This window comes from Flavobacterium riviphilum (genome assembly GCF_055231795.1).
Genome location: NZ_JBUYSY010000002.1, coordinates 14,306 through 27,117 on the forward strand (window position 1 = coordinate 14,306; position 12,812 = coordinate 27,117).

Consider the following 12,812-nt stretch of genomic DNA (forward strand, 5'->3'; position numbering starts at 1 on the left):
GATTAATGTTTTGCTTATTGTATTTTAGTGAGAATCCTTTGTTTCTATTTAGCAATATTGTAAAGTATTTTAGTGGGTTGGGATACTTAACATTGAATTACTTGTTTTATTTTAGGACAACGATAAGTTTTTTATTAAAATAATCGATTGATATTCAATGTGTTATTTTAAGATGTTAAAATATTTAGTGCAATTACAATAATAGTTGTCATTTAATTGAAGACTATTATTGTAATTGCATTCTTTCATAGCATATAAAAGAATCTAATTAGTAATTTAAATTATTAATTTCATCAAGTTATGATTTTCAGATGATATAAAACAACTGTTTAATTTTTATAGCTAATTTTTTCACAAATAAGCTTTTGAAATGAAATGCCGTAATGATATTGTTTAAAGATCTGTAATCTTGTAGCTTGGTATTCCTTTAATTTTTAATTGATTATGATAGACATAAAGATTGATGAGTCTTTCAGATATAAATCCAAATACTCTTGCTTGATAAGGATCTTTAGGAATGGTTATTTTTGATTCTAGTTCGAAAAGTATTGAAAACAACCATTCATGATATTCATCAAATAATTGTTTTCGGCAAATTAACATGTTGCCCATGTGAAATTTGGTTCCTTCGTCTAAAAATAGTTTAACGCTATCAGTGTAACTTGGGTATTTGTCAATTATTATTTTTTTTGTCAATTCCCAATCCTCAGGTCTGTGATCATTACAATAATTTTGGCTTAAAGAGTCTTTTTTGAATTCATATGGCCTAACTAATATGATATCATAATTACTAAGTATAGATGTGATTTTCTTATTTACAGCATCTGATGAACTAGTAAAGGTGTTTGTTTGTTTAAATTTTGAAAGACTTATTTTTTTCTGAGCTGAAGGCTTTAAGTTGTAAAATGGATTAAAGAAATTAAAGTATCTTCTGTAATGACAAATACCCACAATTTCTGCCTCTTTATAATTTTTCCAAATCCAATAAGCTGCGGTTAATTCGCAAAAATTATTGTTTTTGTTAGAAATGTTTTTTAAAGTATTGTCTCTTAAAATGTTGTCTTCTATATTGTCTCTATTTCCAACCTGAATTGGTATAAGAATGTCATTTGCTAAAATTGGACTTTTTTCGTGTGTAACAATAAATACTTTAGTCATTATTAAGTTCTATTTTTGATTTGTGTAAAGCGGAAGCAATTACCTGATGCATGTCGTAATACCTATATTCAGCTAACCTTCCTCCGAAAATTACGTTTTTCTCTTGAAGTGAAAGTTTTTTGTATGCTTCAAAAAGAGATTGATTTTGGTAATCGTTAATTGGATAAAAAGGTTCGTCTCCAGGATTCCATTCTTGTGGATATTCTTTTGTTATTACTGTTTTAGGTTGATTTCCAAATTCGAAATGTTTATGTTCTATAATACGTGTATAATCGTAGTTGGAATCATTAAAATTTACAACAGCATTACCTTGAAAATTTTTAAGGTCTAGAGTTTCATTTTCAAAACGTAAGGATCGGTATTTTAAAACGCCCAATTGGAAATCATAGTACTCATCTATTTTTCCAGTAAACACAATTTTAGAAGCAATATTATTATAATATTCTTTCTCTTTAAAATAGTCTACATTGGTTTTACATTCAATACCTTCTAATAAACCATCAATCAATTTGTTATAACCACCAATTGGAATTCCTTGGTATTTGTCATTAAAATAATTATTATCAAAAGTAAATCTAACAGGTAATCTTTTAATAATGAAGGCAGGAAGTTCTGATGCTTTTCTGCCCCATTGTTTTTCAGTATATTCCTTGATAAAGTTTTCATAAATATCTTTACCGACCAATGATAGTGCTTGCTCTTCTAGATTTTTAGGTTCTTTTACCCCATAGGTTTCGATTTGCTCATCAATTTTTGCTTGTGCTTCAGTGGGTGTTTTAGTACCCCACAATTGATAAAAAGTATTCATATTAAAGGGTAAGTTGTATAACTTCCCTTTGCTTAAAGCTAGTGGGGCATTGATGTAATTATTAAATTCTACAAATTGATTGACATAGTCCCACAAATTTTTATCATTTGTATGAAAGATGTGAGCGCCATATTTATGGACGTTAATATCTTCAATCTTTTCACAGTAGATGTTTCCGCCTAAATGATTCCTTTTGTCAATAACTAAGCATTTTTTACCTACTTTATGTGCTTCGTGAGCAAAAACACTTCCAAAGAGACCTGCGCCTACTATTAGATAATCATATTTCTTTTTCATGGGGCAAAATTAGATATTAAATCCTAAATTGCACCACTTTTAATTTGATAAAAATGGCAGGAAAGATACAAACAGGCTACCTTGTTTCGTACGATTATGAATTATTGCAAACCTCACTTCCAACCGTATATTTTGAGTCTGATGAAGTTTTTATAGCTATAGATAAAAATAGAAAAACATGGAATGGTGGAAGTTTTAGTATTAACGATTCCTTTTTTGATTGGATCAAGGCTTTTGATGTAGATAATAAAATAGTTATTTACGAAGATGATTTTTATGTTCCCGAGTTGACAACAATGGAATGTGAAATCAGAGAAAGAAAAATGCTTGCAGAGAAAATGGGTGTCGGAAATTGGATTATTCAGGTTGATTGTGATGAGTATTTTGTTGATTTTAAAAAGTTTGTTTCAGATCTTAGAAAATATGATTCTTATTTAATTACTCCAGATAAAAATCCAATCCAAATATGTGCATATTGGGTCATGCTTTACAAGTATACTGATAACGGTATTTTGTATGTTGATAAACCTTTAAAAGCAATTTTTGCTACCAATTTTCCAAATTATAAAAATGGAAGAAGAACTAAAGAACGTCAGATCTATACCGATAATATTGTCCTACATGAATCATTGTCAAGAACAGAGGACGAGCTACGATTTAAATTAGAAAATTGGGGGCATAATATTGATGTAGACAAAGGTTTTTTGGAAAAATGGATAGCTGTTGATGAAAATAATTATAAAGAATATAAGGATTTTTACTATTTGCAAGCTAAAAAATGGAAGAGCTTAGGTTTTTTTTCAACTAAGAATATTTCTCAAATAAAAGAGATTATTGAGAATGAAAAAAGATTAAAAGTATCAAACTGGTATATACATACTAAAAATTTTAGACAATGGGTAAAATACTTGGTGAAGAAAAAGAAAAAGTAGGATATGATTGGTTGTTACTAAATTATAAAGCTATTTTTGCTTTTTTCAATTTGTAGCGTTCGTAATGAGTAAAGTAGCATTTTTTGATTGTTTTCATATAAAAAGTTACTGATTTTCAATGGATGTTAAATTAAGTATTAGCAAAGAAATTCTATTCAATGATATCAAAATTTAAATTTTCACCAGCAGTAAAATGTTCCTCAGATATTCTGACGAGTATTAAAAATTTTAGTACCTCTGGTCAGTTGTTTGGAAATGGAGATCGAAATAAAATTAAATTATTTGATTTGAATGGTAAGACGATCAATATTAAGTCATTCAAAATTCCAAATCTAATTAATAAAATAGCATATAAATTTTTTAGAAAGTCAAAAGCACGACGTTCTTATGAATATGCCACAATTCTACAAGAGAAAGGTATTGGTACTCCACAACCTTTAGCTTTTTTAGAGAATTTTAATATTTTTGGATTACGAGATAGTTATTATGTTAGTGAACATTTAGATGCAGATTTAACGTATAGAGAATTAGTTGAAATTCCAGATTATCCCGATCACGATAAAATATTGAGACAATTTACTCGATTTAGCTATGAGCTTCATCAAAAAGGAATAGAGTTTCTGGACCATTCTCCGGGAAATACATTGATTAAAAAAAGCGACAATGGAAATTATGAATTCTTTTTGGTTGATTTAAACCGAATGGAATTTCATGACTCTATGTCATTTGAAATGCGAATGAAAAACCTATGTCGTTTGACTCCTGTAAAAGAAATGGTGGCAGTGATGAGCAACGAATATTCAAAATTGTATTCAGAATCTGAAGAAAAAACTTTTGAGACATTATGGAAATACACTGCTGATTTTCAAGATAAATTTTATAGAAAAAAACGTATAAAAAAGATACTCAAATTCTGGAAAAAGTAATTCGACGTATTTCTTTGTATCTAATAAAAACACTGTAAGCATTAAGATAGCATATTGTAATCCCTTTTAGTCCATCTAAAAAACCAAGTCTAATTAAAAATTGATATAAAAAAGTATAGGTAGGATGAAAAACCATTTTAAGGTATGATGGTTTTTGTCCTTTTTTTATCTTTTCTTTAGCTTTTAGAACGCCATAGTTGAACATTTTCAACTTGTAATCTTTATAAGAAATATATGAAAAATGGATGATTTTGTGTTTTAAAGTACTAATCTTACCGTTCACAATTAGTTTTTCATGTACAATTCTATCCTCGTTGTATCTGCATTTTGATTTTTTAAAGAGTCTGAAAATTTTGTCAGTTTGCCATCCACTAAAATGTAATTTTTTATTTTTGAACATAAAAGTTCTGTAAATCAAATAGGCGTTAGCGGAGTTTTTGTCCTCTATTGTTTTGAGTATTTCAGATTTTAAACTTGGAGTCAATTTTTCATCTGCATCAATAAATAAAATCCAATCGTTTTTGGCTTGATCTAAAGCAAAATTTCTTTGAGAAGTATAATTGATGAATTCGTTTTGAATTAGCTTGACGTTGTTAAATGTGTTAATAATTTCAACTGTTTTGTCTTTACTGAAAGAATCGATTACAATAATTTCGTCTGCAAAGTCAATGTTTTCAAGTAGTGATTTAATATGGTGTTCTTCATTTAGTGTAATAATAAGAACGGATAAATTAGGCTTTTTACTAGTACTCATCTGCACTATTTTTCAATTTTTATACTCTTTAAAATAGGTTGCTAATTTTTCTAGCATAAGATCTAATGGATACTCAGCGTAATATTCAAAAGTACGATCTTTGATTTGTTGCTCTGTAAACTGTTGGTATATTTCTGGTTTAAGGTCTTTTAGGTGAATAGATACATTTTTGGCTTCATTTTCAAATAGTTGCCAAGTTTCTTTTCTTACAGAAGGGGTAAATATTGAAAAAGTGGGGATATCAAGTGCTTTTGCCATATTAACTGCACCACCTTCGTTCCCAATTAACATTTCACATTGAGAGAGAAGTGCCAAAAACTTACGTAGCTCCGTAGCGTATAACTCCAATTTTATGTGTTTTTTTGTTTCATCGCTACAATAATTATAGACTTCTAATGCTAGGTTTTTTTGAAATGGAACATAATTAAAAATTATTGTGCCTTTGGTTTTTGCAACAGTGAAATCTATAATTTTTGCCATTCCTTCAAATGGATATGTTTTATAGGTTTCACTACCTAAAATTCCAAACATGATTAATGGTTTGTCACTTTCTATTTGATAGCTTTTTATAAGTTTTTTAGCGTTATTGATTTCGGAATCTTTCAAGAAGATTTTTGGCTTTACATTTGTAATCTTTTCTGAAATAAAAGGCTTTAAAAGCATTAGTCGATTTTCAATAGCTAATCCATATTCAGATTCTACGGCATCTAGACGCTCGTAAGTGTAGTTGTAGATTGCTTTTGTGTACCATTTGCGATAAGAAACTTTGTATTTAGCACCTGAAAATAAGGTGATTAAATTGGTTTCCAACTTAGAGTAGACATCTATTACGGCATCATATTTATTTCTTCGTATTTTAAAAATAAACTTAAATAGAGAAGGAGTTGATTTTCTAATTTTGTTTGATAATGGTATAATATTGTCAATGTTTGGATTTCCTTTTAATACATCAACCGAATTTGGGTAGCACATATAATCAATTACAGCATCTGGAAATGTAGTTTTTAAATTGTTGCAGATTATTGTACTGGTTAAGACGTCTCCAATTCTTTTTTGTTGTATGACTAATATTTTCATTTGACTAGTGTTCTTTTTAATGGGCGAAATTACAAACTATTTTATAAAGTCAGCAACTGTAAAATATGATTCAGGGAAAACTAAAGTAAAAATGTTTTACTTTTGCGATTTTATAAATTTGATTTTGTGATGGAAATTAGTGGTCTGGTTATTACTTTTAATGAGGAAAAAAATATAGGGAAGTGTATTGATGCTTTATTAAAAGTTTGTAATGAAGTAATTGTTGTAGACTCTTTTAGTAACGATCGTACTGTAGAAATTGCGAAACAAAAAGGAGCAATTGTTATTCAACAAAGCTTTTTAGGAGATGGTCCTCAACGTACTCATGGTCTTCCATATTGCAAAAACGATTGGATTTTAAATTTAGATGCAGATGAGTTTCTTGATAAAGATGCTGAGCAATTTATATTAAATAAAAAATATCTGGAAGGAAATTATGATGCTTTTAGTTTTAGAGTAAAAAACTTTCTTGCAGATAAGTTGATTAACTTTTCGGGATGGTATCCAGATCATAAAGTTCGTTTCTTTAACAAAAAAACAGCTCATCCGTCTGATTCTAAAGTGCATCAAAAAATTGTAACTACAAATGAGAAAAAAGTAGCAGTACATATTTTACACTACGGATGGGATTCTTTAGATCAAATTATTGCTAAAAAAAATCAATATTCTGGTTGGCATGCACAACAATTATATGATCAGGGTAAAAGAATCAATACTTTTAAACCCGTTATAAATGGTCTGGTAGCCTTTATTCGTTGTTATTTTTTTAAGAAAGGTTTTATTAATGGCTTAGACGGATTGTCGATTGCAATGATTCAAGGTTTTTTCTCTTATATGAAATACGCCAAGCTTTTAAAACTACAAAAAAAGTATAAATAAAAAAATTCCAAATTCCTTTTGAAGTCAATTGGAATTTGGAATTTCAGTGTTTTTTGTATTGTAATTAAACCGCTACATCATATTCGCGAAGCGCGTTGTTTAATGACGTTTTTAAATCGGTAGACGGTTTACGTGTTCCAATGATTAGTGCACAAGGAACTTGGTATTCTCCTGCGGCAAATTTTTTGGTATAACTTCCAGGGATAACTACTGAACGTGCCGGTACATGCCCTTTCATTTCTATAGGCTCTTCCCCTGTCACATCGATAATTTTAGTGGAAGCAGTCAAACATACATTTGCACCAAGAACAGCTTCTTTACCAACATGTACGCCTTCTACAACAATACAACGAGAACCTATAAAAGCACCGTCTTCAATGATTACTGGAGCGGCTTGCAATGGCTCTAGAACTCCACCAATACCAACACCACCACTTAAATGAACATCTTTCCCGATTTGTGCACAGCTTCCCACTGTTGCCCAAGTGTCTACCATGGTACCTGCATCAACATAAGCACCAATGTTTACATAACTTGGCATCATAATAACTCCACTTGAAATGTAGGAACCATAACGTGCCGATGCTCCAGGAACTACGCGTACTCCTTTTTCTGCGTAATCACGTTTGAGTTCCATTTTATCATGGTACTCAAAAATACCTGCTTCCCAAGTTTCCATTTTTTGAATAGGGAAGTACATCACTACCGCTTTTTTAACCCATTCGTTAACTTGCCATTTATCTCCTACCGGTTCAGCTACTCTAAGTGTACCCGCATCAAGCAAAGCAATAACTTCTCTAATGGCGTTTGTAGTTTTTTCTTCTTGTAACAAGGCTCTGTTTTCCCAAGCCTGCTCTATTATTAGTTGTAATTCGTTCATGTGAAATATTTTTGGCAAAGATAGTTCGATTTTTTTTATTTTGGAATTAGACCCCAGTTATGTCACATTATGGGTGGCTTTTGTGAAAATTATTTGCTTTGAATTTTGTAAAAAGTAAATGATTTCTGTGTTTTTTTAATAAAATGATAAATATCATTTTTTTGATTCTTTTGGGTTTTTAGTTTTGGCCGCGCTAAAAAAAACTTAAAAAATATTTAATTTTAATATAAAAAGTAAATTTTCTATTATGAATTCTAATCAAAAAATCGAAAAACCAGAAATTATTGATAAAGAAGTAGTGTGGGATAAAACCCAGACAATTATGAGTAAAACAGATCATCGTGGGATCATTGAGTATGCAAATGAAGTATTTGTTGATGTTTGTGGTTATGAAGATTATGAACTTATGGGGCAGCCACATAGTATCGTTAGGCATCCCGATATGCCTAAAGTTCTTTTTAAATTGTTATGGGAAAATCTTAAGGAAGGAAACAATTTTCATGCTGTTGTTAAAAATTTAGCAAAATCAGGAAGGTACTATTGGGTGGTTACCGATTTTGAAGTTACTAAAAATGAAGCTGGAGAAATTGTAAATTATTTTGGAAGAAGAAGATCCGTGCCCACTTCAATTATCGCAGAACATATTGAACCTTTGTATAAAAAATTACTTCAAATTGAAAAAGTTAGTGGAGTAGAGTATAGCGAAAAGTATTTGATTGGTTTTCTAGAAGAAAAAAAATGTACGTATGTTGAGTATATCACAAATCTTTTTGCAGAGTATAATAAATCAAATGAACAAGAACAAAACTTAGTGCTAGAAAGCACTGCTGTGGCTGAGAAAAGTTTTTTTAGAAGATTCTTTTTTGGTTAATATAAACCTAATGTTTATAGTATCGATTATTCTATCGCTTTGATATACCCTGTAAATTGTTATTTTAAAAGGTGAAAGAATAGTGTTTTATGGTATTTAGAACAAGCCTTTAAGATGAGATTTAAGGTCTCAGATTTTAGGCTTTTTTATTTGTAGAATAGATTGATTAAATTTGCAAAATATATAATATTATGCCAAGAATTCTAGCCATAGATTACGGACAAAAACGTACCGGTATAGCAGTTACCGATGAATTGCAAATTATTGCTTCGGGATTAATTACAATTCCTTCTGCGAGTACCATCGATTTTTTGAAAGATTATTTTTCAAAGGAAAAAGTTGAAGCAGTAGTTATTGGGGAGCCTAAACAAATGAATGGAGAGCCTTCTCAAAGTGCTTCAATTATTAAAGGTTTTGTGACGCACTTTTCCAATCATTTTCCTGAGATGAAAGTTATTCGTGTGGATGAGCGTTTTACTTCTAAAATGGCTTTTCAAACCATGATTGATAGTGGATTGAAGAAAAAACAACGACAAAACAAAGCCCTTATTGACGAAATTTCGGCTACCATTTTACTACAAGACTATTTGAACAGAAAGTGATATTTTAGTAATTTCACCCATATAGTTTTTATACTTCTTCTTTTTTGACTAGAATTTGAGTGTTTTTAAGGATGCTCTCTGAAAGATTGATTAATCCTTCTAATTGTTCGATAATCAAATGAGCTTCTTGCATTTTTCCTTTGTCTGTTGTACTGTCCAAGGTGTTTTTTTCGGTAATTTCTCTGATTTTGATTTGCATTAAATCCGAAAAACCTTTGTTTTTATCCATAGACGAAATAGGTTGGGCTTGTTGGGTAAATTCTGGATTTAATGCAATAATTGCTTGTTCTAAATTGTTTATAACTGAAAGGGTTACAATATTGAATGCAGAAGATGCAGCTGTAGTAGTATGAGATTGAATATAGGTGCCCATAGAAGCTATTGATGAGAGTAGAGTGTGATTTAAAACGGTCAGTTTGTAAACTTGTGTTATTTGAATTTGTTTTGATTTTGGTTCTTGTTTCATACGTTGAAACGAAGCCATCAGATTTCCAATTTCGATGAAAGCATTTTTTCTAGCAATTTTGTAAACGATAGGGACAGGTCCTTTTTTATTATAATAGTTGGCAATTTCTTTGAGGTAGTTACGGTTGGCAAAAATGGCTTTCTCAATGTATTTTGGGGTGTTTATGAATTCCCAATTAGGCCAAATAAAATGATTGAATACGAAGGCTAAGCCTACTCCAACAGCTGTGTCAATTATACGATATTCGATAATATTAGTGCTGTTTGGTGTAAGTATACTGTATAAAAACACGACATACATAGTTACAAACGTGGCGCTAGTTTTATAGCTTACATTGGTAAATGACATCCCCAAGAGTAGGCATACAATAGCCATAAGGCTCAGTACTAGGTTGTCTTTTGCTACGTACAAAAAGCCAAAAGCAATGCAACCTCCAAGTACAGTGCCAAATATTCTTTGGAAAGATCGCTCCTTAGTAAGGCCATAGCCGGGTCGCATGATGACAATTATAGTCAATAAAATCCAAAACACATTTTGAAATGGTAATATAGAAGCGATAAAAAAGCCAAAGAGTAATGTTGTCGTTATTCGAATAGAATGCCTAAAAATGGAGGAGGAAAAACTTAAATTATTGATAAAAGTTGAAATAGGATAATATTGAGGGGTTAGAAATTTTTCTAAATCTTTACGGTTAATTACAATTTCTTCTTCGTTTATTTTTAAATTGAATGCGCGTTCAATCGACTTGATTTTTTTGACTTGGTTTTCACCATAATCAAGCATCGTTGTCAGCATCATGACACCTTCTTTTGCTTTTTCTGCACCTATTTTCTTTTCATAGGTTGTAATGGCATTTTCAAATTGTTTTAAATCTTCTAATAGTGAATGTTTGGAGCGATACCGCGTACTTCTGGCAATGTTCTTACTTAATTGTTTCAAGGTTTTTTTTAAATTGACAGCCAAATTGGTGTAACTCTTGATTACATATGGGTGTTCATCAAATTTTTCATGAAGCGTTTTATGGTCAAAAGCGGTAGATAGTGCCAATTCTAAAATCTCAACCAAATTGACAAATACGATTAGAAGTTTTCGGTTTTGTCCAGAATCTGATGAACTAGATTGATTGTCTATAAGTAGGTTTCGGATAGTTTCATGCAAGTGATTTATTTCAATTTGAAGGGCCAATTGCTTTTCGGTTATGCTTTGTTTGTTGGCATCAATTTTCCATAAATCAGCTCTAAGTTTTAGATATTTTGCAGTCAAATTAATACAAAATGCTAAATGTAATTCTAAAGTGCGATAGGGGGTCGAAAAATAAAAAATCAGGGAAACCAACAAATAAAATAATCCACCAGAAAAAATAAAAATGGCATACAACAAAATGTCCCATCCAGAGTGCCAATGCGAAATGGCCAAGCAAGCAGATAATAAACAAGAAAACGAAACCGCAGTGGCTCGTTGTCCATAGACAGAAATCATTGAAAAGAGAAAAATCAAAATCCCAAATAAGGGATAAAAAAACAGGTCCAATAAATGAATAAGATTGACCAGAACATTAGCTAGTGCTACCAAAAGCGCCGTGATGACAATGCCTTTGATTTTGTGTTTCAAACTGCTGGGGATATCACTTGGATACGTAAAAAAAGCTCCAAGTGCTATGGCAAAACCTATTTCAAAATGGCCAAAATAGGAAAGTAATAGAACGGGGAAAACAGTAGCTAAAGTTACTTTTAAAGCGTTTGTGAAATGGAGGCTATTGGCAAAGTTTTTGATTTTTTCTAGCATACTGAAATTTTCCATACAAAGGTAAGAATTGACGGTTTCATAATTATTAAAAGCTAGACAGAAATCGCTAACTTTTAGTTAAAATAAACTTATTCCAGTTTAAGAATTCGGCATTGTTGAATTTTTATTATTTTTGCCATCCCGTTACTCAAGGACAAACCTTTTGTGGGTTAAATTTAATGCTATCGAAAAATGATTTTACCAATTATAGGGTATGGTGATCCTGTTTTAAGAAAAGTTGGAGAAGAAGTAACTCCAGATTATCCTAATCTTAAAGAAGTAATTGCAAACATGTATGAAACAATGTACAATGCTTCAGGTGTAGGTTTGGCAGCAGAACAAGTGGGCTTGTCTTTGCGTTTGTTTGTGGTTGACACTACCCCCTTTGGTGAGGATGAGGATTTAGAAAGTTCGACTCAAAATAAGTTAAAGGGGTTTAAAAAAACGTTTATCAATGCCCGAATTATAAAAGAAGAAGGCGAAGAATGGGCGTTTAATGAAGGTTGTTTGAGTATTCCTGACGTACGTGAAGATGTATATCGAAAACCTATTGTAACATTGGAATATTGCGAAGAAGACTTTGTGATGAAAACAGAAGTTTTTGATGGTTTGATTGCAAGAGTCATTCAGCATGAATACGATCATATTGAAGGGGTTTTGTTTACAGATAGAATTTCTTCATTACGAAAAAGATTGATTCAAAAGAAACTTAAAAATATTACCGAAGGGAAAACATTTCAAGACTATCGAATGAAGTTTTTTGCTAAAAAAGGTAGGTAATTAGTTGGGGTACTTTATAGTATGCTGTGTGCAAAAAAAATGAATTACAAAAAATAAAATTAATACAATGAATTTAGAAAAAATATTAGCAATATCAGGAAAACCAGGGTTATTTGCTTTAAAAGTTCAAACACGTACTGGATTTGTGGCCGAGTCATTACTTGACGGTAAAAAAGTGACAGTGAGTTTAAAAAGCAATGTGAGTTTGTTGACTGAAATTTCTGTATACACTTACGATGCTGAAAAACCTTTAGCTGAAGTATTGGGTAATATCGCCAAAAAAGAAAATTACGGTAAAACTATCTCTCATAAAGAAGACAATGCGACACTTTTGGCTTACTTTAGAGAAGTGTTGCCTGAGTTTGATGAAGAAAGAGTGTATGCTTCTGATATTAAAAAAATATTAAATTGGTACAATATGCTACAAGAAAGAGGTTTAATTACAGCCGAATCTTCAGCAACTACCGAAGCAAAAGCTGAAGAGGTAGATGTGGAAAGCAATGCCAAATAAGCTTTTGTAGCAACAAAAAAATCAAACATGAATATATCCTGTTAAGTCTATTTCTTGACAGGATTTTTTATTTTTACATAAAACAT

General features: G+C 30.9%; 13 protein-coding genes. 7 read left to right on the forward strand and 6 right to left on the reverse strand.

Going from position 1 to position 12,812, the window contains the following annotated elements:
- Positions 1-393: 393 nt before the first annotated feature.
- Together ACZIX2_RS02740 and glf are read right to left on the reverse strand one after the other, a co-directional pair.
- The gene (locus tag ACZIX2_RS02740) at positions 394-1,158 is read right to left on the reverse strand and encodes a DUF4422 domain-containing protein (protein ID WP_463338548.1); all 765 of its coding nucleotides are present in this window, start codon (positions 1,156-1,158) and stop codon (positions 394-396) included.
- On the reverse strand, positions 1,151-2,263 hold the full coding sequence (glf, locus tag ACZIX2_RS02745; protein WP_463338549.1) for a UDP-galactopyranose mutase: 1,113 nt from the start codon (positions 2,261-2,263) through the stop codon (positions 1,151-1,153). Before glf ends, ACZIX2_RS02740 begins: the two co-directional genes overlap by 8 nt.
- Before the next feature lie 53 nt (positions 2,264-2,316).
- Here glf and ACZIX2_RS02750 point away from each other — a divergent pair, with 53 nt between their 5' ends.
- Positions 2,317-3,195 (forward strand): hypothetical protein, encoded by an 879-nt coding sequence (locus ACZIX2_RS02750; protein ID WP_463338550.1) that lies wholly within the window; start codon positions 2,317-2,319, stop codon positions 3,193-3,195.
- 158 nt (positions 3,196-3,353) lie between these two features.
- Entirely contained in the window at positions 3,354-4,121 is a 768-nt protein-coding gene (locus ACZIX2_RS02755) for a lipopolysaccharide kinase InaA family protein (protein WP_463338551.1), read from the forward strand.
- On the opposite strand, the gene ACZIX2_RS02760 is transcribed toward ACZIX2_RS02755, so the two are convergent.
- Together ACZIX2_RS02760 and ACZIX2_RS02765 are read right to left on the reverse strand one after the other, a co-directional pair.
- On the reverse strand, positions 4,102-4,875 hold the full coding sequence (locus ACZIX2_RS02760; protein ID WP_463338552.1) for a glycosyltransferase family 2 protein: 774 nt from the start codon (positions 4,873-4,875) through the stop codon (positions 4,102-4,104). The two genes, ACZIX2_RS02755 and ACZIX2_RS02760, sit on opposite strands and share 20 nt — an antisense overlap.
- Before the next feature lie 12 nt (positions 4,876-4,887).
- Complete coding sequence (locus ACZIX2_RS02765; RefSeq protein WP_463338553.1) at positions 4,888-5,952, reverse strand: glycosyltransferase family 9 protein; 1,065 nt, start codon at positions 5,950-5,952, stop codon at positions 4,888-4,890.
- Positions 5,953-6,081: 129 nt separating this feature from the next.
- Between ACZIX2_RS02765 and ACZIX2_RS02770 the strand changes: the two genes are divergently transcribed.
- Complete coding sequence (locus ACZIX2_RS02770) at positions 6,082-6,831, forward strand: glycosyltransferase family 2 protein (RefSeq protein WP_463338955.1); 750 nt, start codon at positions 6,082-6,084, stop codon at positions 6,829-6,831.
- A 64-nt stretch (positions 6,832-6,895) separates the two neighbouring features.
- Here the strand turns inward: ACZIX2_RS02770 and ACZIX2_RS02775 are convergent, their stop codons facing one another.
- Positions 6,896-7,711 (reverse strand): 2,3,4,5-tetrahydropyridine-2,6-dicarboxylate N-succinyltransferase, encoded by an 816-nt coding sequence (locus ACZIX2_RS02775; protein WP_463338554.1) that lies wholly within the window; start codon positions 7,709-7,711, stop codon positions 6,896-6,898.
- Positions 7,712-7,958: 247 nt separating this feature from the next.
- Between ACZIX2_RS02775 and ACZIX2_RS02780 the strand changes: the two genes are divergently transcribed.
- Both ACZIX2_RS02780 and ruvX read left to right on the forward strand, forming a co-directional pair.
- Complete coding sequence (locus ACZIX2_RS02780) at positions 7,959-8,582, forward strand: PAS domain-containing protein (RefSeq protein ID WP_463338555.1); 624 nt, start codon at positions 7,959-7,961, stop codon at positions 8,580-8,582.
- Positions 8,583-8,773: 191 nt separating this feature from the next.
- On the forward strand, positions 8,774-9,184 hold the full coding sequence (gene ruvX / locus ACZIX2_RS02785; protein ID WP_463338556.1) for a Holliday junction resolvase RuvX: 411 nt from the start codon (positions 8,774-8,776) through the stop codon (positions 9,182-9,184).
- A gap of 28 nt (positions 9,185-9,212) precedes the next feature.
- Here the strand turns inward: ruvX and ACZIX2_RS02790 are convergent, their stop codons facing one another.
- A complete protein-coding gene (locus tag ACZIX2_RS02790) occupies positions 9,213-11,450 on the reverse strand; it encodes an FUSC family protein (protein ID WP_463338557.1) in 2,238 nt (745 codons plus the stop codon).
- Positions 11,451-11,627: 177 nt separating this feature from the next.
- On the opposite strand from ACZIX2_RS02790, the gene def reads away from it, so the two are divergent.
- On the forward strand, positions 11,628-12,215 hold the full coding sequence (gene def, locus ACZIX2_RS02795; RefSeq protein WP_463338558.1) for a peptide deformylase: 588 nt from the start codon (positions 11,628-11,630) through the stop codon (positions 12,213-12,215).
- Between the two features lie 67 nt (positions 12,216-12,282).
- On the forward strand, positions 12,283-12,726 hold the full coding sequence (locus ACZIX2_RS02800) for a DUF5606 family protein (RefSeq protein WP_463338559.1): 444 nt from the start codon (positions 12,283-12,285) through the stop codon (positions 12,724-12,726).
- The last annotated feature ends 86 nt before the right edge of the window (positions 12,727-12,812 follow it).

Excerpts from the sequence above, each read along its gene's own strand:
- ACZIX2_RS02765 (WP_463338553.1), bottom strand. The coding sequence starts at position 5,952 with ATGAAAATATTAGTCATACAACAAAAAAGAATTGGAGACGTCTTAACC.
- glf (WP_463338549.1), bottom strand. The coding sequence starts at position 2,263 with ATGAAAAAGAAATATGATTATCTAATAGTAGGCGCAGGTCTCTTTGGA.
- ruvX (WP_463338556.1), top strand. The coding sequence starts at position 8,774 with ATGCCAAGAATTCTAGCCATAGATTACGGACAAAAACGTACCGGTATA.
- ACZIX2_RS02760 (WP_463338552.1), bottom strand. The coding sequence starts at position 4,875 with ATGAGTACTAGTAAAAAGCCTAATTTATCCGTTCTTATTATTACACTA.
- ACZIX2_RS02790 (WP_463338557.1), bottom strand. The coding sequence starts at position 11,450 with ATGGAAAATTTCAGTATGCTAGAAAAAATCAAAAACTTTGCCAATAGC.
- ACZIX2_RS02800 (WP_463338559.1), top strand. The coding sequence starts at position 12,283 with ATGAATTTAGAAAAAATATTAGCAATATCAGGAAAACCAGGGTTATTT.
- ACZIX2_RS02755 (WP_463338551.1), top strand. The coding sequence starts at position 3,354 with ATGATATCAAAATTTAAATTTTCACCAGCAGTAAAATGTTCCTCAGAT.
- ACZIX2_RS02770 (WP_463338955.1), top strand. The coding sequence starts at position 6,082 with ATGGAAATTAGTGGTCTGGTTATTACTTTTAATGAGGAAAAAAATATA.
- ACZIX2_RS02740 (WP_463338548.1), bottom strand. The coding sequence starts at position 1,158 with ATGACTAAAGTATTTATTGTTACACACGAAAAAAGTCCAATTTTAGCA.
- def (WP_463338558.1), top strand. The coding sequence starts at position 11,628 with ATGATTTTACCAATTATAGGGTATGGTGATCCTGTTTTAAGAAAAGTT.
- ACZIX2_RS02775 (WP_463338554.1), bottom strand. The coding sequence starts at position 7,711 with ATGAACGAATTACAACTAATAATAGAGCAGGCTTGGGAAAACAGAGCC.
- ACZIX2_RS02780 (WP_463338555.1), top strand. The coding sequence starts at position 7,959 with ATGAATTCTAATCAAAAAATCGAAAAACCAGAAATTATTGATAAAGAA.
- ACZIX2_RS02750 (WP_463338550.1), top strand. The coding sequence starts at position 2,317 with ATGGCAGGAAAGATACAAACAGGCTACCTTGTTTCGTACGATTATGAA.